At 40.1% G+C, this 18,882-nt stretch carries 19 protein-coding genes and 1 pseudogene; 4 read left to right on the top strand and 16 right to left on the bottom strand.

Going from position 1 to position 18,882, the window contains the following annotated elements; all coding sequences use genetic code 11:
• Nucleotides 1–6: 6 nt before the first annotated feature.
• The 6 genes and pseudogenes from V6Z54_RS17160 to V6Z54_RS17135 all read right to left on the bottom strand — a co-directional run bounded on the left by V6Z54_RS17160 (nt 7) and on the right by V6Z54_RS17135 (nt 5,629).
• Nucleotides 7–1,269, bottom strand: a complete 1,263-nt coding sequence (locus tag V6Z54_RS17160; RefSeq protein ID WP_041085194.1) for a PTS ascorbate transporter subunit IIC — start codon at nt 1,267–1,269, stop codon at nt 7–9.
• Between the two features lie 25 nt (nt 1,270–1,294).
• The gene (locus tag V6Z54_RS17155; protein ID WP_039179043.1) at nt 1,295–1,561 is read right to left on the bottom strand and encodes a PTS sugar transporter subunit IIB; all 267 of its coding nucleotides are present in this window, start codon (nt 1,559–1,561) and stop codon (nt 1,295–1,297) included.
• Between the two features lie 15 nt (nt 1,562–1,576).
• Entirely contained in the window at nt 1,577–3,613 is a 2,037-nt protein-coding gene (locus tag V6Z54_RS17150) for a BglG family transcription antiterminator (RefSeq protein WP_073979522.1), read from the bottom strand.
• Nucleotides 3,614–3,923: 310 nt separating this feature from the next.
• A complete protein-coding gene (locus V6Z54_RS17145) occupies nt 3,924–4,364 on the bottom strand; it encodes a rhs-associated protein (RefSeq protein WP_338527529.1) in 441 nt (146 codons plus the stop codon).
• Nucleotides 4,365–4,392: 28 nt separating this feature from the next.
• Nucleotides 4,393–4,560 (bottom strand): annotated as a pseudogene (locus tag V6Z54_RS17140) (transposase); the annotation flags it as partial.
• 106 nt (nt 4,561–4,666) lie between these two features.
• Nucleotides 4,667–5,629 carry an HTH domain-containing protein gene (locus V6Z54_RS17135; protein ID WP_338527528.1) on the bottom strand — a complete coding sequence of 321 codons (963 nt, stop codon included), beginning with the start codon at nt 5,627–5,629 and terminating at the stop codon, nt 4,667–4,669.
• Between the two features lie 104 nt (nt 5,630–5,733).
• Between V6Z54_RS17135 and V6Z54_RS17130 the strand changes: the two genes are divergently transcribed.
• Both V6Z54_RS17130 and V6Z54_RS17125 read left to right on the top strand, forming a co-directional pair.
• Complete coding sequence (locus tag V6Z54_RS17130) at nt 5,734–6,213, top strand: GyrI-like domain-containing protein (RefSeq protein WP_338527527.1); 480 nt, start codon at nt 5,734–5,736, stop codon at nt 6,211–6,213.
• Between the two features lie 21 nt (nt 6,214–6,234).
• Nucleotides 6,235–6,699, top strand: coding sequence for a hypothetical protein (locus tag V6Z54_RS17125; protein WP_041085199.1), 465 nt, complete (start codon nt 6,235–6,237; stop codon nt 6,697–6,699).
• A 435-nt stretch (nt 6,700–7,134) separates the two neighbouring features.
• On the opposite strand, the gene V6Z54_RS17120 is transcribed toward V6Z54_RS17125, so the two are convergent.
• The 4 genes from V6Z54_RS17120 to V6Z54_RS17105 all read right to left on the bottom strand — a co-directional run bounded on the left by V6Z54_RS17120 (nt 7,135) and on the right by V6Z54_RS17105 (nt 10,494).
• A complete protein-coding gene (locus V6Z54_RS17120) occupies nt 7,135–7,554 on the bottom strand; it encodes a hypothetical protein (RefSeq protein WP_218677465.1) in 420 nt (139 codons plus the stop codon).
• 131 nt (nt 7,555–7,685) lie between these two features.
• Nucleotides 7,686–8,048, bottom strand: a complete 363-nt coding sequence (locus V6Z54_RS17115) for a hypothetical protein (protein WP_058838694.1) — start codon at nt 8,046–8,048, stop codon at nt 7,686–7,688.
• A gap of 30 nt (nt 8,049–8,078) precedes the next feature.
• A complete protein-coding gene (locus V6Z54_RS17110) occupies nt 8,079–9,737 on the bottom strand; it encodes a T7SS effector LXG polymorphic toxin (protein ID WP_338527982.1) in 1,659 nt (552 codons plus the stop codon).
• Between the two features lie 337 nt (nt 9,738–10,074).
• Complete coding sequence (locus V6Z54_RS17105; RefSeq protein ID WP_052468215.1) at nt 10,075–10,494, bottom strand: MarR family transcriptional regulator; 420 nt, start codon at nt 10,492–10,494, stop codon at nt 10,075–10,077.
• Nucleotides 10,495–10,665: 171 nt separating this feature from the next.
• Here V6Z54_RS17105 and V6Z54_RS17100 point away from each other — a divergent pair, with 171 nt between their 5' ends.
• The gene (locus V6Z54_RS17100; protein ID WP_073979971.1) at nt 10,666–12,186 is read left to right on the top strand and encodes an MDR family MFS transporter; all 1,521 of its coding nucleotides are present in this window, start codon (nt 10,666–10,668) and stop codon (nt 12,184–12,186) included.
• Between the two features lie 37 nt (nt 12,187–12,223).
• On the opposite strand, the gene V6Z54_RS17095 is transcribed toward V6Z54_RS17100, so the two are convergent.
• From V6Z54_RS17095 to V6Z54_RS17075, 5 genes are all read right to left on the bottom strand, one after another.
• Nucleotides 12,224–13,093, bottom strand: coding sequence for a class II fructose-bisphosphate aldolase (locus V6Z54_RS17095; RefSeq protein ID WP_269104287.1), 870 nt, complete (start codon nt 13,091–13,093; stop codon nt 12,224–12,226).
• A gap of 2 nt (nt 13,094–13,095) precedes the next feature.
• Entirely contained in the window at nt 13,096–13,554 is a 459-nt protein-coding gene (locus tag V6Z54_RS17090; RefSeq protein ID WP_106025088.1) for a fructose PTS transporter subunit IIA, read from the bottom strand.
• 15 nt (nt 13,555–13,569) lie between these two features.
• Nucleotides 13,570–14,985: a PTS fructose transporter subunit IIBC gene (locus V6Z54_RS17085; protein WP_041085414.1), complete on the bottom strand. Its 1,416-nt coding sequence runs from the start codon at nt 14,983–14,985 to the stop codon at nt 13,570–13,572.
• Nucleotides 14,986–14,997: 12 nt separating this feature from the next.
• Nucleotides 14,998–15,912 (bottom strand): 1-phosphofructokinase, encoded by a 915-nt coding sequence (gene pfkB, locus V6Z54_RS17080; protein ID WP_073979968.1) that lies wholly within the window; start codon nt 15,910–15,912, stop codon nt 14,998–15,000.
• A 130-nt stretch (nt 15,913–16,042) separates the two neighbouring features.
• Nucleotides 16,043–16,819 carry a MurR/RpiR family transcriptional regulator gene (locus V6Z54_RS17075; protein ID WP_024425669.1) on the bottom strand — a complete coding sequence of 259 codons (777 nt, stop codon included), beginning with the start codon at nt 16,817–16,819 and terminating at the stop codon, nt 16,043–16,045.
• A 159-nt stretch (nt 16,820–16,978) separates the two neighbouring features.
• On the opposite strand from V6Z54_RS17075, the gene V6Z54_RS17070 reads away from it, so the two are divergent.
• Nucleotides 16,979–18,385 (top strand): phospholipase D family protein, encoded by a 1,407-nt coding sequence (locus tag V6Z54_RS17070; protein ID WP_338527526.1) that lies wholly within the window; start codon nt 16,979–16,981, stop codon nt 18,383–18,385.
• 7 nt (nt 18,386–18,392) lie between these two features.
• On the opposite strand, the gene V6Z54_RS17065 is transcribed toward V6Z54_RS17070, so the two are convergent.
• Nucleotides 18,393–18,878, bottom strand: coding sequence for a DMT family transporter (locus V6Z54_RS17065; protein WP_338527525.1), 486 nt, complete (start codon nt 18,876–18,878; stop codon nt 18,393–18,395).
• Between the last annotated feature and the right edge of the window lie 4 nt (nt 18,879–18,882).

The following is an 18,882-nucleotide window of genomic DNA, read 5'->3' as shown; positions in this document are numbered from 1 at the left end:
TCCTTTTTACAGCTGAAATAAAAACTTGATCAATCCAATTAAGATTCCGATGATACCAAAGTCTGTATCTCCAAACGTTGTCCCTTCAAAGCCGAGGGTTCCGAGCACAGGTAATAAACAAGCAGGTAAAAAGGAAAGAAGCAATCCATTTACAAAGGACCCAGCGACAGCACCTCTTACCCCTCCTGTTGCATTGCCATACACTCCTGCTGTAGCACCGCAAAAAAAGTGCGGGACAAGACCAGGGACAATGACAGTTAAACCAAACAAAGGTAAAAGAAAAATGGATACGATGCCTCCTGCAAAGCTGCATAAAAAACCGATAATGACCGCATTTGGCGCAAATGGAAAAACGGTTGGCGCATCAAGTGCCGGCTTTGCTCCCTTCACGAAACGATCGGCAATCCCTTTAAACGCAGGTACGATCTCGCCAATGGCCATCCGTACCCCTGCTAAAATAATGTACACACCAGCAGCAAACGTAATCGCCTGAATGAGAATGAAGACAGCGAAGTTCGTGCCACCGCTAATTTGTTCTATAAAAGGAATTCCTGCAAACGGTGCAATCGCAAAGAACAGCAAAGCCATCGTAATCGAAATGGCAACAGATGTATCTCTTAGAAAACCGAGTGATTTAGGCACTTGAATGGTTTCCGTTGATTTTTCTGGAGAACCAACCCATTTGCCGATCATTCCCGCAGTAAAATAACCGAAAGTACTGAAGTGTCCGAGCGCGAGATCATTGCTTCCGGTGACTTTCCTCGTAAACGGCTGAAGGATTGCGGGTGCAATGACCATAGCTGCACCTAATATCATTGAACCAGTTGAGATGAGCAGCCACCCGTGCATGCCGGCTGTTGAGAGAACGACGGCGAGCATAGCCGCCATATACAACGTATGATGCCCAGTCAAAAAGACGTATTTAAAGGGTGTGAATTTTGCCAGTAACAAATTGACCAGCATACCAAAAATCATGATGAGTGCTGTCTGTGTACCGAATTCCTTTTGAGCAATAGCGGCCATAGCATCTGTATTTGGGACAACCCCTTGAATGTGAAAGGCTGCTTCAAACATCTTTCGAAAAACCCCGAGTGAATCAGAGACGACTGTAGCGCCCGCCCCTAATATTAAGAAACCCATGGTTGTTTTCAAGGTGCCTGACACAGTATCTGCGGCTGATTTTTTCTGCAAAAGTAAACCGGCTAGAGCAAATAAACCGATGAGAATGGCAGGTGTGCCCAATATATCGTTCATGATCAGTTCTATCATGATGTGAATCCCCCTTTTTCATGACTTAAATGTGTTGACGAAGGACGTCCTTAATGGCTTTCTGGTCTAACAAATTATTTAAGCCAGCCACATTTCTTGTGCCGTCATTTAGCTGGTCAATAATATCAGCTGCGCCGATATAAAGATCTGCTTGTTCATTTTTACTTGTACTGAGATCGGTATGATCCACTTCAGCTTTAAGACCTAATTCTTCTAATGCTTTTTTTACATTCATTTCTACAATAAAGCTGCTTCCTAACCCGTTTCCACACACAACAAGAATTTTTTTCATTGTCTTTTTCCTCCTTTATACTTGTGAAAATTGATCAATTAATTCTTGAACCGATGCTAAATTTTCTGCTTCAATCAATTGTTTCGTGCGTTTCTCTTCACTTAACAGCATGGTTAGCTGTTTGAGTGCTTTCAGGTGGCTCATGCTGTCAATAGCGGCTAACACAATGACAAGACGCACCTGCTTTTTGCCATCTTTTGAAAACGAAATGGGCTGTTTGAATGACATGAGTGTCATGCTCAATTTGTTCACGCCATCCTCCGGTCTCGCATGTGGAATGGCCACTTGTGGTGCAATGACAATATAAGGACCATTTTGATGAACAGACTGAATCATGGCTTCTACATAACTTGGTTTAATGGCATTTTGATCAAGTAAAGGCTGCGCCGCTTTTGTTATCGCCTCTTGCCATGTGTCTGCTGTTTGGTGGAGCTTGATGGTTTGTTCTGTTAATAAATCGTTTAACACTGGGTTCCATCCTTTCTGATAGGATACATATGTGGGATGAAGCAGCTCCTGAATGTCACGAAGCAGTGCTTGTTTATTTTGTACGATGGTATGCTGCTGAATGATATTGAATAAAGCGTTTACATGCTGCTCGTCAACCTTCGTTTCTAAGCCTTTCCCGTATTGAAGTAATGTTTTTTTCTCATAGGCAGTTAAAATAGGATGAACGAGATGAACTGGTTTTCCTTTAAACGAAATAGGTGTTGTGGTCACAACGAAATCTGCATCAACGGCTGCTAATTCTTCATATGCACGCTTTGATAACAGCCCTCGTACTTCGATGTAGCCGATTAATTCGAGAAGCTGAGTTTTCAGCATGTAACTTGTGCCGATTCCTTCTCCGCAGACAATGTAGACAGAACGCTTAACAATGGATGAAATTCCTTCTCTTCTCATCCAGCTGCCAAAATGCATGGCGAGATATGCAATTTCATGGTCACTCAGCTTTGAACATGCCGCCTTTTCTAAATGGCAGGCAACTTTTTGAGTGATTTCAAACACTTCTGGCTGTGCTTTTTTTATAGACTCCGTCAGTTCGTTGATTATGCCAATGTGATAGATGAGCCTGTAATAAGCTGGAATTAAATGCATTGTTAAGTTTTGCTCCAATGCTTTTGGTTCTTGAAAGGAAATACAAGCATATCGCTGAAAGTCAAATATCATTTGTCTGGCGATGGTGCGAATGAGATGTTCTTCTGGTTTTTTAATTGATGGAAGTTTTTGTTTTTTGGCACTGAGCCATAGGGTGCTAAGAAAATAGATTTCATCATCATGAACAACGAGACTGGCCTCTTTTTGAATCTGCGCCATGAAACGAATAGCCGCCAAGCATTCCTCTGTTTCCTGCAATGTTCGCTTTTCTTCGTTTGAAATGTGTACAGCATGCCCCAGCTTCATCCGCTTGAAGTAGAAAAAGAGATCCAAAGAGAGCTGATCCAGCATCTCATCTGCAAATTCAAGCTTAAGTTCTTGTTCTGACTGAAGGAGGAGATGGTGTACCCGTTTGGATGAAATAGGTCCCTTTAACCAAAATGACGGAAACGTTTTTTCGTTTTTTATCATTGTGCGAATGAAATGTATATAAGGTTTGAGGGCCAATCGAATGGCCCTTTCGTCTCCTGAAATCACATAGCCGCTTGCTGCCTGATAGCGGAGTGTGATCTCCTGCTTTGAAAGCGCCTCTTTTAGCTGTTTCATATCCTCGAGCAATGTATTTCGGCTCACCTTTGTCATCTTCATAAAATCATCAATTCTTAGGGAATGCTCGCTACATGCTATGGATAAAAGCAAGATGGCCCTTCGTTCCTTTTTACATGGTTCATAATCGTGACCAACAAGAATGGTGTCAGCTTTTTGAATAATGATTTCTTTCTCAAGAGGATTTAAATAATAGCCTAGTTGGTCTTTACGCTGCACACCACTAAGCTGATGAGTTTCCAGCCAGCTGTTCATTCGTTTGATTTCAGCGTAAACGGTTCGAGTCGAGACATTCATCCGATTCTGTAAATCTTCTATTGATAGATAAGATGTCGTGTGAAGCAGCATAGATAATAAAGCAGTGCCCCTTTTGGTTAAGTACAGTTGGAATTCCTCCTTTCTTCCCTTTGCTTATAAGTCTAATCAACTCACATGCGTCAAAGAAGTCCAAATGTCTTCAGCACGTGCTGTGCAGCGATTGTGTGTTCTTTTCATAAGAAAAACACACAATTTGAGTGTGCTTTCAGGCAAAGAGTCCTTTGTCTTTTTTTAAGTGTTTGAGGACCAATAAACACAAAAAACCTTGAATGATATAAAGCCAGTCAAGGTTTTTTCACTTCTTATCATCTTTTATTTTTCCTATAGGTGACGTTTAAAATTATTTTTTTTTTAAACTAAATCCGAAATCCAAATCGTTTTCAAATGAAATACAAATACACCAATCACCTTTTAATGATATAAAGTAGTGGTGTTGTGGGATATTTAAAAAATAGACTAGTAGCTCTTCTAAATGTTTTAATTCAAACTGGTACCCAAACTCTGTAAGGTTATCCCCTATGTAAATTACTTGTAAGTTATTATCTAAATATTTGTCTTTTAATTCAGTTATAAATAGAAGAGTATCAGGAAGTAAAGATTCATTATTTGAGCTCTTACTATGATGTTTCTTCGTTTGTAACCAATTTATTTTCGAACTACCAAATGCAAATTTTTGTTCTATTAAATCTAAATAAATTTCTGGATTTTTATGTACTTTGACACTTTTAAGAAGGTTTTTTAATTCCAAATCCTTTATTAGACCTTCATCATAAGAAATCAATAAAATTAACCCCTTTATCTAAAATGTATTTAACTGCATTCTTATCAAAATTCATAGGAATCGCTGTTCCATCATTTGTCGCATTCATCATTTCGGCTTACAATGCCATTGTAGTTTGCTGCTCTGTCTCTAACAAAGAATATTCACCTTTTAAATTTTGATCGAGTTTTATTAAATCTTTAACCGTTTTCTTCCGCAGCTGAGATCTACAGAAGATGGAAGTAAGATTGGTGGTTCATTGAGATTTTATTCGAAATACGACTCACCTTCATGTATCTAATATGAGGTCTAACCAGCATTGATTATGGACAATATAGGAGTAGTCTCTCTTGTAAACTTTCCAAGATTTCTACAGGCATTTCCCGGACCTTGATATCATCGCCTAGGAAAAATATCCAATTTGTTATTTCGGTTATTTCTTCTGAATGATTAACATTGATAAAAGTTTTTAAAATGGCTGTAGTTTGGTAAGGATTCGTATAAGAAATTGACATTTTGAAAGGATGGTATTTTTTGAACTGTGCAATTGCCTTTGGACCAAGTTCAAGGACAAGGTTGATTACTTCCTCCTGCTTACTTAGTTTTTCTAAAATCTTTTTCCTGCTTAATCTATTTTTTGAAGAGTATGGTTCTACATCTGTGAGATTGTCGACAGGCAAAATCCGTTTCTTCTCTTCCTTGACATCAAAGCCTTCAATCAACCACAGGCTTTTTTCACGATAAAGGTTCAAAAGGTAAATAGGATAGGACTTGATCACTTTCTCCTCTCTCATGGTAATCAGTAAATATCGATCCAAAATAAGCAGTTGGATTAATTTTTCTAACATGGGGTGAGGGAGATCGGACAAATCAAGCAAATCAGGATTATTCGGGTTGGTCCCTTCAAATAGCAAAAGGCGATTTAACAGAACAAGGTCATCTTGCTGGGTTTCAGAGATGAGTCCTAGTAATTTTTCAGCTAAAGACTGGCGACTCTTTAAATAAGGGAGTTGTTGGTTTCTCGTGGCCATAAAGGCAATAAAAAGAGCTTTAATCTCATTATCGGTAAAACGGACAGTTGGCAGGACAGAATTGTTCATCACAAAATATCCTCCGTCCCTTCCTACTTCTGCGACAAGTGGCATCCCCATAGCTTCAATTTCTCTGATGTCTCTAATTGCTGTCGAACGAGAGATATGAAATTCTCTCATGATTTCAGTAATTGTAAAGTTGGCGCGGTTGTTAATATACCGCATGATGGTATTAATCCGTTCAACTTTTTTCATCTGGTCCTCCTAAACAGTATCATTTTTTGACATGGTTTAAGCCTATTATATATTTATCAAGTGAAAAAAACATTTGATCAATTCACCAGAAGGAAGTGTTGAATATGGCAGAGTATATACTAGAAGAAAAAGACAGCTTTCACGTGTTAGGTATTGGAACTGAACTTAAGAGTCATTACACAGACTATGCGGGCATAACGAAGGAAAAAGCAGACTTTTGGCAAGCAGTCAACCAAGAAGGTAAGCTTGACACCTTAAAAGCCATTGCCACAAATGACTATATTTTTATCGTAAACGAAGCGGTAAATAATAAGCTGATGCATTATGTCGGGGTCATGACAGAGGAATCGTTACCAGAAGCGGATAGAGTGATTCAATTTCCTAAAGGGGAATATCTAATCGTTAAAGGGAAAGCTAAAACCGCTGATGAATTGCATCAAACGCTTACTGGCATTGCATTTGGTCAAGTCTTGCCTGAAGCAAAGAATTTTGCCTATGTTGGTGGACCAAATGCAGTGGTAGAAATGGGACAGCGTAACGACTTATTACTTGGTGAGATGTGGATTCCTGTTGTACGGAAATAACAAGGATATGGAGGGATAGAAATGGCTTATATCGTTGATTTTAAACATGTGTCTACGATTGGTTTAGAGTCTTCACCTGTAGCAGAAGCACTTGCTGGCTTACGAGCTAATGAGGCTCGTTACTTTATGAACAAATATAAGCATGAATTTACAGTATTACCTGCCAGCGATAGTCAGGAGACCCTTGATTACGTGAACCGAGTGTTAAAAGAAGAACGTGAACTAGAGTTTGCAGCCAAACCTTTAGAAACGGCAAGTTTTCAAGTAGAAAATATCAAATGGACCTACGTCTTTTATGAGGATGGTCTTGCAATTAACGTCCTGTATACAGTGGATGACCCGAAAAAACGTGCTGTTGGTTTTAAGCTTTCTGAAGGGATGGAAGTACCAAAGGAATTAGAAGGAAAATTTAAATTTGCTAGGCAGAAGTCTAAACTAGCTGGAACGATTCGTGGGTCATTCTTTAAAATTAAAGGGGAATATTGAGTTGAGAAACACTTTCTTCACTCGAATTTGTGAATCTGATTGAACAAATAAATTAAAATAATTTCCACCTTCTAAACAGAGCAGCATTCTCTATGCATATTAGAGGATGTTATTCTGTTTATTGTACCAGCCTTATTTTCTTATGAAGAAGTTCGCCGTTAAAGTGGCTTGTCTGATTAACATCTATACTTTTTTCAAAGGAATTTCTCATCTTCAAAGAAAAAGATGTAAAGTATCCCTCATTCAAAAAACACTCACTATAAAAGCTGTGAGTGCTCATTTTGGCTTGTCTCTATCATACGTGACCCACACAGGAAAAAGGTCCTCATCTCCCTTTTTGTCGGTTTTTTCTCAATTTGAAGTCCAATAACACAAAAAACCTTGAAAGGCATTAAGCCAATCAAGGTTTTTTTGCGTAATATCATTAAAAATGAACTAATTTGAATTCATTTTTGAAAGAAAGTCTTGAAGAACTCCTTTTACTGGTGAATTCGTAGTAGTAGCCACTACATGATTTACACGTTCTAAAATTTGAGGTTGCTTCAATATCAATTTCTTGCCTTCTTCAATTGGGAAACTTCTCAAAGTATCAATACAAATCTCAAATAATTCGTTATCATTAGTATTCAACAAATCTATTAAAATATTTAACTCATATTCATTGCACTCATTATCCAGACAATAAGCGATTTTACGCTGCCACTCTATTGGTTTATTAGGCACCTGATTTGATAGTTCCTCCCAGTCGTTTAGGCTAAAATCAGAGAGTATCTCACGAGCAATCAAACACCCGTCATCATACCATGAATCTACTGTTGTATCAGCAGATAAAAGATTATCTAATTCTCTAAACATATAGAGTCCCCTAATTATGAAATTACTCTGAGAACACATTCGAGTACCTACAGCCTCAAAAATTGATCAAAAACGAGTAAAACTGAAGAAACTAGCGATGTTAATTTGTTAGTAAATAAGTATCTATTATTTTATTTCCACCAGTTGGATGTAATTTCTTTCAAATGAAATTCTATAAAATCAATCACTTTGGTATAGTCATCCGAGCTGAATTCCTCAATAGGATTGTCCCAATCTGTATTTTTAACTATTAGAACAAGGTAGTTACCATCAGAAGATAAATCAGGATACCACCCTAAATCCAATGTTATTGATGATTTCTCATGATAAAGTTGTAATAAACTTTCAGTGAACATAAACCATCTATCATCTTCTGCTTCTAACTTTTTAGGGTCAATTTCCCTAAAATTATTATAACGTACAATCCAACCTTCAGTTATTCTTAAAGGGTGAATGTTTACTTCGGGAATATCAAGTTTCACATATTTTCTCATCATCATCTGACCTCTTTGTTAATATTCTAGTTATTTTATTCCTAATTTATTTAAATATTTAGTTAATCTGTCTCCAGCAATCGGGTGGCCGTGATACACATTTCCACTCGTCAGTTCTCCCCTAATCCAACTAGTAGATTTACCATTATCATAACCAACAATTTTACCTGTATCATAAATGAAATAAAAATTATTGTTGCCGTTATCAATGATATGCCCTTTTTGAAGAGCCTCTTTTTCTAAGACTTTATTATTTATTTCAGGCAGGTATTGAGCATTTCTTTTCCCTGTCTCACTAAAACGTTTGGCTTCTTCAGCAGTCCTAGCCTTTAAATGTTTATTATCATGATGAGAATATACTGCATTATTTATCTTAGATCTAAAATCTTTTCTACCATAATAACTTTTATGAGCAATTTCATCATGCCTTTTTGAGATATTAGGTATACCTGTACTCTTTACCCCCATCTTACCTTGAAAACCTTTCGCTCCAAATGGCAAAAGCATTCCCAGCGCCGCATTCATACTCGCTTCCTGCTGTTCTTTTGAGATCTTGTTTCCAAACATATCGCGGCCTGTGATTGCTTCGCTGAAGCCGTTGGTGGCGGTGAGGCCATATAAGCCTTTTTGAGATGCTTTCAGGGCGTCAAAGGATTTTTGTGATGTCTTGTAGATGTCGACTGCTCTGACTGCAGCTGATGTGGCTTGGGTGGTTTTATAGACAGCTTTTCCGCCTTTGAAAATGCGGCCTGCCCAGCCGACGATCGGGATGTAGCCTGCTGCTGCCATGCCGCCTGCGGCGACTCGCTGTCCTGCGGTGAGTTCCTCGCCTGTGATTGGATCAATGCCTGTTGCGGCACGTTTTGCATCGTTCACACCTGTCAGTTCATTGACGATATTTCCACCGTAATCGAGCGCTTTTTCATACCAAGGACGGTTGGCGAGGGCTTCTTGTTCCTTTGCAATCTCGCGGGCTTCTTCTTGTTCTTTTTTGATTTTCAGATATTCAGAAGTTTGCTTTTCAATATCACTTTTTGCCTTGTAGATTTCGCTATTTTGATACGCTTTCTTATCAAAATTCATAGGCGAAATCGCTTTTCCGTCATTTGTCGCATTCATCATTTCAGCGTACAATGCCATTGTAGCTTGCTGCTCCGTCTCTGACAAAGCATATTCATCTTTCAAATTTTGATCAAGCTCTCTTAGTTCTTTGACCGTCTTTTTTCGTTCATCTTCCGCATCTTCTATTTTCTCATCAAAGGTTTGACTATCAAATACTTCTAGAGAAATGAGATCATCAATATCTTCGAAAATCGTTTTGAGTGCCTTTTTTTGATCCTTTACAATGCTTTTGGCATTTTTAATGCCCATATGTACTGCGTTATCTAAAAAGTGTTCTTCTACAAAGGTATCGCCGCCAAAGCTCGTATCATCAAGTGTCCCAGAAACACCTTCATGAAAGGCTTTTTGCTTATCGATGAAGCTGATAAACATGTCTACATTTCCGGCGAGCTCTTTGTAGAAGCTTTTAATGTTATCGGCACCTTTCCCAGTAAAATCATCACCGAGGTTGGCAACACCTTGTAATGCCTTTTTTAAATCTACCATTTGTTCGCGGAGTTCCTGATAGTGTTTTGCCCTTGTGTCCATGGCACTTGTTAGTGCTTTTGCATCAAGTATCTTCCCCAGCAGAATTCACTCCTTCCTATTCATTGACAAGGTCAATTTTACCAATACAAAGTTTGTCATTAAATAGGCATTAAGATACAAAAACAATACTGATTATGTAAATGAACATTGTTTCAATTGAAAAGCAAACTATAGAATTCATTAGCTCCACTTTTGTCATAACAATTATAATGTAGTTTTTAGAACAATCTTTTAAATAGAACATTTTTTTGAGCTACTCCATTATAAAAAAGTGTTATAGAGCACTTTTATGGTAAGGAAGATGTCACTAGTCGAGGCAATCCCTACATGAATTAGGAATGCACTTAGAAAAAGCACACCCGCATCAGTGTACTTTTTACGTTTTAGACTTAAGCAATTGAAGTTCTTGCTCCATGATATCTGCTGCTTCAGTTATAAATTGAATAATTAAATCTAATTCTTCTGGTTTGTATTCATTTGTGAGTTCCTTCGTTGATGTTGATAAGGATCGAAAGAGTTCTTTCACCTGTGATTTCCCTGCCGTTAATGGAACGATGATAACTCTTCGTTTGTCCTTTGGGTCCTTTGCTCTTTTGGCGTAGCCCGCTTTTTCAAGGCGGTCAATAAGAGCTGTGACTGCACCGGAGCTAAGACCTGTTTTTTCACTTAATTCCCCCGCTGTAAGTGGGCCGAGTTCGTTTAATAGATCGGCGGATTTGAGATCTGTTGGAAAAAGGCCGAGCGATTGAGCGGCTGCTTGGTGGAATAAAACGGTTCGTGTGGCGAGGCGCCTCATTGTATGGATGATCTGGGTTGCTCTGTCTTCAGCCTCGTTCTTTATTGACAACTTGTTCTCCTCCCTTTAAAATCAATTTATCTTGATCATCAAGATAAATGTTCTCTTACTTTAATATTTAAGTTGATCATAGCAAAAATAAGGAGAGAACGTAAGCAGGAGGTAAATGAAATGAATCATGTGGATAAAGGCAAGGCATCCACTCGCTTTGTTGTCATCGGTTTGCTGTTAGGTATTTTTATGGCAGCGATGGACAATACCATTGTTGCAACAGCGATGGGAAGTATCGTAGCAGATTTGGGCAGTTTTGATAAATTTGCTTGGGTGACGGCTTCTTATATGGTGGCAGTGATGGCGGGAATGCCGATTTACGGAAAGCTTTCTGATATGTATGGTCGAAAGCGTTTTTTTCTGTTTGGACTTATTTTCTTTTTAATTGGATCAGCACTGTGCGGTATCGCACAAACGATGGATCAGCTCATTATTTACCGAGCCATTCAAGGGCTTGGAGGCGGTGCCCTTCTTCCAATCGCATTTACGATTATCTTTGACATCTTCCCGCCTGAAAAGCGCGGAAAAATGTCTGGTATGTTTGGTGCAGTCTTTGGTTTATCAAGTGTACTCGGACCGCTCTTAGGTGCTATTATTACGGATTCGATCGGCTGGCATTGGGTTTTCTATATTAATGTGCCGATTGGTATTGTCAGTGTCTTCTTGATCGCCAGATATTATCAGGAATCGCTTGAACATCGTAAGCAGAAAATCGACTGGTCAGGTGCTATTACACTTGTCGTTGCGGTTGTCAGCTTAATGTTCGCCCTTGAGCTTGGCGGTAAATCTTATGCTTGGGATTCGGTGCAAATCCTCACACTTTTTGCTGTGTTTCTTGTGTTCGGTACGATCTTCTTTATTGTTGAGCGTAAAGCGGAGGAACCGATTATCTCATTTTGGATGTTTAAAAATCGATTATTTGCGACATCTCAAATTTTGGCGTTTTTATATGGCGGGACATTCATTATTCTTGCTGTGTTTATTCCTATTTTCGTGCAGGCGGTGTACGGTGAATCTGCAACAAGTGCAGGGTTTATTTTAACACCGATGATGATTGGATCAGTCATTGGCAGTATGATTGGCGGAACGATGCAGACGAAAGTGCCTTTCAGACGTCTTATGACCATTTCTGTCATTTCATTTTTCGCTGGGATGCTGCTGCTTGCCAATATGTCACCAGATACAGCAAGACTGTGGCTCACACTCTTTATGATGATATCAGGCTTTGGGGTCGGGTTCAGCTTCTCCCTTCTGCCGTCAGCTTCAATGAATGATCTTGAGCCGCGCTACCGAGGCAGTGCAAACTCGACCAATTCATTTATGAGATCACTTGGGATGACGCTTGGTGTCACGATTTTCGGGACGATTCAAACCAATGTGCTGACAAATCGTTTAGCTGATGCCTTTAGTGGAATGAAAGGAGCCCCTTCTCAAATAGGCGATCCACAGGCTATTTTCCAAGAAGGTGCCCGCTCACAAATTCCGACTGATATTTTAAATAAAGTCATCGATGCGATGTCACAAAGTATTACGTATGTATTTTTGCTTGCTTTATTCCCGATTGCACTTGCGGCGATTACAGTCGTATTTATGGGAAATGCACGAGTACGTACATCAAATGAAATGAAAGAAAACGATTAATGTGAAAAAGCAGAGCTGCAATCGCTCTGCTTTTTTCTTATTGATATAACGGATGGGCTTTGCCCTCACTGCCAACGATTCGTATTTTCGATTTGACCATGTCTTTTGCTGCTTGTTTTGCTTTTTGTAAATACATACGCGGATCTAAGCTTTCAGGTTCATTTGAGAAATGATCACGTATGGCCTCGGAGTATGCATTTTTCAATTCAGTTGAGACATTCACCTTTGCCATACCAAGTGCAACGCATCGCTTCACATCCTCATCCGGTACAGCAGAACCACCGTGGAGAACAAGTGGTACATCGACCAGGTCCGCAATTTGTTCAATGCGGGCAAAGTCAATATCCGGCACCCCTTTATAAATGCCATGGGCAGTACCAATCGCAGGCGCTAAAGTGGGCACCCCAGTTTCTTCTACAAATTGACGGCATTCTGATGGAATGGCTTTTTCAGCATCCTTTTCATCAACGACGATATCATCTTCGACACCGCCTACCTTGCCTAATTCTGCTTCAACGTTCACCCCTACTTTTAATGCGAGGTCCACAACTTCTTTTGTACGGCGTACATTTTCTTCATATGAATGCATCGATGCATCGATCATAACGGATGTATATCCGGCCCTGATACAGGTGAGAATCACATCAAAGTCTGTGCAGTGATCGAGGTGAAGACCGATTGGGATTTGATATTGATCAGCCGCCGCCTTCACTGTATCTGCAATCGCTTTTGCGCCAAGAGATTGAACCGTTCCAACCGTTGTTTGCAATATCACAGGTGACTTTAATTCTGCTGCCGTTTCGAGTACCCAATAGATACTGTCAAAGGAGTGTACATTGAATGCCACAATTCCGTATTTTTCTTTTTTCGCAGCCTCAAGCATTGGTGTTGTTGAAAGTAAAGGCATGATCAAACATCCTCTCTAGTTAAAATATCCGCTTCTAATACAGCAAGCATGTCTTCATTTGTTCTTGTTTCCAGCAGTTTTTGACGTTTCGTTTCATCCATTAAGCCTCGTGAAAGGGCAGAAAGAGCCTTTAAATGAGTCGTACCTGCTTCACTTTTAGGAATCAATAAGGATAAGAAGAAAAAGCAAGGCTTCCCATCAAAAGCGTCCCATTCAATGCCTGTTTCCGTGCGGACGATCACAAGTGCTGGTTTTGTGATGGCTTCTGTTTGTGTATGCGGAATGGCAAATCCATCTTGAAAACCGGTTGTACTCAGAGCTTCTCTTTCCGCTAAGCCTTTTTTGACTTCCTCTGGTGAGGTGCAGATACCTGCTTTGTAGGCAATGTCAGCAATGGCTGCGAACACGCCAGCCTGTGAAGAAGCTGTTTCGTGAAGATTCATATAGATATGTTCCATTATTTCTCTTCCTCCCTCTTAAACTGCGGGTTTGTCTATTTTTTTACGGTAAAGTCCGTATAGAATCGCACCTACAATTGATCCGATTAGTATGGAAAGCACCCATTGGAATGCACCTGTGACAACTGGAAGGACAAGGAATCCACCGTGCGGAGCTGGAACCTGTACGCCAAACAAATATGTCAATATAGCAGAGATGGCCGAGCCAAACATGATAATTGGCAGGACAACGACTGGGTTTTTTGCCGCAAATGGGATGGCTCCTTCTGTAATATGTGTCGCCCCCAGAATATAGTTGATTGCCCCAGCATTTCGTTCTTGTGGCGTGAAATGTTTTCGGAAAATAGTTGTAGCAATCGCAATGATAAGTGGTGGTGTGATACATGCTGCAGACACACCTGCCATAAAGTAAAGGTTGCCCTGTGCAAGTAAAGCCGTTCCTGTCACATAGGCTGCTTTGTTAAATGGTCCGCCCATATCAAATCCACACATTGCTCCCACAATTAAGCCTAAAAGCAGCGGATTTGTGGATTGTACAGATGAGAGAAAATCCATTAAGGAATTATTTAGCCCTGTGATTGGAACCAATAGCGGGGTCATGACAGCCCCAATTAAGAAAATACCGATGACAGGATAGATGAAGATCGATTTTAATCCATCAAGTGATGCTGGTAATTTTTGAAGCAAGAATTGAAGCAATAAAATGATATATCCTGCTGCAAAACCTGCGATTATACCGCCTAAGAAGCCAGCACCTCCATCATTTGCAAGGAGCCCTCCTATAAAGCCGACGACCATCCCTGGGCGTCTTGCAATTGAATCAGCGATAAATGCTGCTAAAATTGGTACCATTAAGCTGAAGCCAAGTCCTCCAATGCTTTTCAAATAGGCAGCAAACGGATGATACGTTTCATGCTTAGGATCAGCAGAGTAGATTCCGAATAGGAAGGAAATAGCTATTAAGACCCCGCCTCCAACGACAAATGGTAGCATGTGCGATACACCGTTCATTAAGTGCTTATAAATGGTGTGTATCCATTTATTTGCCGACTTTTGTTGAGAGGATGAAGGAGCAGATGGTTTCTCTGTTCCAGAAGCTCTTCCTTTCACTTGATGAACGGGAGCATCTCCATTGATAATGCTCTGAATCAGCTCAGTAGGTGTGCGAATGCCTTTGGCTACAGGCACTTCAATCAGTGGCTTGCCGTGAAAACGGTCTGTATGCACATCTTTGTCGGCTGCCACAATAACTCCATCTGCTTCCATAATGTCTTGATCAGTTAAAGCGTTTTCAATTCCTACTTGACCATGCGTTTCGACTTTAATGTCGACCCCTAGCTGCTCAGCAGCGATTTTTAATGCTTCAGCTGCCATAAATGTGTGTGCAATACCTGTTGGACAGCCGGTTGCAGCGACAATTTTTTTACGGCTCATGTGTATTCCCCCTTATATCTTCTGAATGTGTACTTGCTCAATCAATGAATCAATGTCATGTAAATCACTTAAGCCTTTCGAAAACGCAGTGGATGCTCCCGTCGCAATGCCGTAGCGTAAGCATTCTTCAGGTGAATGTCCTTCAAGCTGTTTACTAAGAAAAGCTGCGAGCATCGCATCTCCAGAACAAGCTGTGTTTACGACAGTGCCTGCTGGTGCGTTTCCTTTAAACACTGCGTCCTTCGTAATGAATAAAGCTCCTTCCTCGCCTCGGGAAATAAGCACTTGCTCTGCACCCATCTCAATGAGTTTCTCTCCTGATTGAATGAGTTCTTTTTCTGACAAAGGATGTGTTTTGCCGAAAAAAGCAGCAATTTCTTCTTCATTCGGTTTTAATAAGTACGGCTTGTATTGAAGCGTCTCAAGAACCGCTGCAGAGCTTGTGTCTAAAATGAACTTGACCTTCTGTTGATGGCAAATAGCTGCTACTTCTGAAAAAATGCTGGCAGGAACGCCTTTTGGCAGACTGCCTGACATGATGAGGATGTCCCCCTGCGGGATAGCTGCAATTTTCTCACGAAAGGCGTGAAGCGCTTTTTCTTCAATTGCAGGGCCCTGATTCACGAGCTTGTATTCTTCTGTCGTATTGATAAAAACATTAATGCGTGTGATTCCTTCAACCGAGATAAAATCGGTCTGAATGGAGAGATCCTTTAAGGATTGTTCAATATAAGAGCCTGAAAACCCAGCGATAAATCCTAATGCGGTGCTGGTGAAGCCATATTTCTTTAGCATAATCGACACGTTCACGCCTTTTCCATTCGGCTGATAATCTTCATCTTCTGTGCGATTGACTGCATTTGCCCGCATTTCTTTCAATGCAATATATAGGTCAATAGCAGGATTTAAGGTGCAGGTATAAATCAATTGGTTTCACCTTCTTTCTTTTCTCTAAAGAAAGTATCTCATACGATTCAGTGAAAATGTTTTCAGAATGTGTAAAGGTTTTCATGAGAAAAAGCCTTCCAGATCAAAGTCTCGAAGGCTTTCTTATTGGTTATTTCATTCGGATCACATAGGCATCGAGTAAAATGCGGGCAATGACATGGAGAGACAGGCGGGATCTGACTTCATAATCTGGGAAAAAAGATTGTTCCCCTTTATATCCGACTAGTGTCATATCTGATATTTTGCTTAATGTAGAATCTATTCTTGTCGTGACAGTAATAGTTGTGACTTGCTTCATGCTGAGGTTTTGACAAGCTTCAACGAGCTCAGCTGTTTCGCCATTTAATGAAACAAAGATGGCAAGCTCACTTTTTTCAATGTCTCGCGATTTTAGCCGAATGATATTCGGATCGTCGTGTACTTCACATGTTTTCCCGATGAGCTGTAATTTGATGGTCATCTCTTTGGCGATCATTTCTGAGAAACCTCTGCCGAAAATATAAATTTTGTCTGCATTATGTATTTTTTGAACGGCATCTTCAATTTGTCCAATACTTTGCAGCTGTATCGTTTTTAAAACCTCTTCTTCATTTTTCCGAATCGCTAGTTTGATGTCTTCATCAATATTCTTGAGTTGGTCGCTTGCATCTGTCATTTTCTTTTCTTGTTTTAATCGATATTTAAAGGATGTATAGCCGTTATAACCAATTTTTTTCATCAGTCTGACTATTGTGGCAGTCGATACATTGGCTCTTTCGCTTAAAGTGACAATGGATAAGGTGGAGATATCCTCTAAATGCTGGTGAATATAATTGAGTAAATAACGTTCTGTTTCACTTAACGTTTGATATACATCGCTTGGGATGTTAAATAATGATTCGTTCAATTCGATTCCCCCTTACTCATTTCATACTATAATTAAATGCCTGATAAAAACAAGATGATTCTTTTGTCATGTATTTAGGTGAAAGGCGAAAATGAGTGAAATTTTATTTTTGACATAAACTAAAGAAAAGTTGTGTCTATGTGAAAGGAGCTGATCCGTATGCTTCATCTTTTGTTTTACCTGATCCTTCTCTATGTCGTTTATGTCTTTTTGACAGCATTTGTTTTGTTTTATTTACCGATCCAAAAAACATGCAAAGAACATTGTATCTATAAAGCCTCTTCCATCTCAGGAGACGATCAGGGCACAAATCAAGTGATGCTTCTTGACGATGGATTTGAGTCTGGCCAGGCCAGAATTCAAATGATTCGTGAGGCGAAGAAAATGATCCGCCTTAGTTATTATTCCATTCAAAAGGGAAAAACAGCCGAATGGGTACTAGGTGCTTTAATTGAAGCAGCTGATCGAGGGGTAAAGGTTCAGCTGCTTTTAGACGGCATCTGCCACAGTTTGCGTGGACCGCTGAAGCATTTACAGTATGCCGTGGCTAATCACCCGAACATGGCCATTCGTTTTTATGAGCCCTTTCGGTTATTTAAGCCATGGACGTGGCATAACCGCCTTCATGATAAGCTGCTGCTGGCAGATGGCCGAGTGGCTGTGATGGGCGGAAGAAATATAGGTGATAAATACTTTGCAGATCAGCCTCCGAAAGATTTTGCATTTGACCGCGATGTGCTGCTTTATAACGACAAAAAAGGAAAAGTATTAGATGAAATGGAGCAATACTTCGTTTATTTATGGAATCATGACTTTACGAAAAGAACAAATGCTGTGTTCTCCAAACAAAAAGCAAAAAAAGGCTTAAAACTAAGAAAGAAATTGCTTAGATCCTATTGGGAGGCAGTGCGCACGAAAGAACCTTTTGTGATGTCGTCCTTTAATTGGGCAGCAGACGGCACATCAGTGAAACAGATTGCATTTTTTACAAATCCTGTGGAGCGCTTCAATAAGCGTCCTCTTGTGCTCAAAAAACTAAACGATCTTGCTCACCGAGCAAAGCGTTCTGTGCTCATACAGACGCCTTATATTATCCCGACACGACCCATGAAAGACGGCCTCACTCCATTAGCTAGCGAGATTCAAACGACAGTTGTCACGAATTCCCTTACAGCGACGCCAAATCCGTTAGCTTTTGCAGGATATTTAAGCACGAAAAAGGAACTGATGAAAACAGGTGTTCATTTATATGAATATGAAGGTCCATATTCTATTCACGCGAAATCAATGGTGATTGATGATTATTTAAGTATCATCGGGACATATAATTTAGATGCGAGGTCTAGTTTTTTAAATACAGAGTCGATTCTGGTCATTGATAGTGCCCCGTTTGCGCTATCACTTACTCAGTCAATAGAAAGTAAAATGGCCTATAGTATTCTCGTCGCAAAGGACAAAGCAGCCTATAAAGCGGGGGCCTATGGGCAGAAAAAAAAGCCTTTGATGAAAAGGCTCCTTTTAAATGGTTTATCCGCGATAACCGTTTTATGGCGGCGGTTGATTTAAAGGGCAGCTACTCTTGTGGCAGCCCTTTTTCTTCTGATTGATCCTCTTCTACTGACTCTAATTTGGTCAATTTAAACACCAAAATCCCCGCAACAATCACAATGACACCTAATAGTTTTGCGGGAGAAAATTCCACTTTCTCTAACCCAAGCCAGCCAAGCGAATCGAACAAAAGCGCGGAACCTAGCTGTGAGATCAGGACAATTGAGATTCCATAAGTCGGACCAAGGCGTTTGATGCTTTGAACGAGACAGATGACTACCCCTACTCCAATGGCTCCGCTAATCCAGTACCACGCTTCCATATGTCTTAATTGAAACATGCCGGTTCCTTCTAGCAAAAGACCCATCAAAAGTGAAGCAATAAAGCCCATACCTAGAACGAGAGTTGTCGTTGACCAAGAGCCTGTCTGCTCATTGACCTTACTGTTAAAAATGGTTTGTAAGCTGACGAGTGCGCCAGCCGTGATGGCTAATCCTATTCCTATGATCATGTCT

Source organism: Bacillus sp. MAG717A, from assembly GCF_036884855.1.
GTDB lineage: Bacteria > Bacillota > Bacilli > Bacillales > Bacillaceae > Bacillus > Bacillus safensis.
Note: the sequence above shows the minus strand (reverse complement) of the source record. Positions and strands in the feature narration are given on the sequence as shown.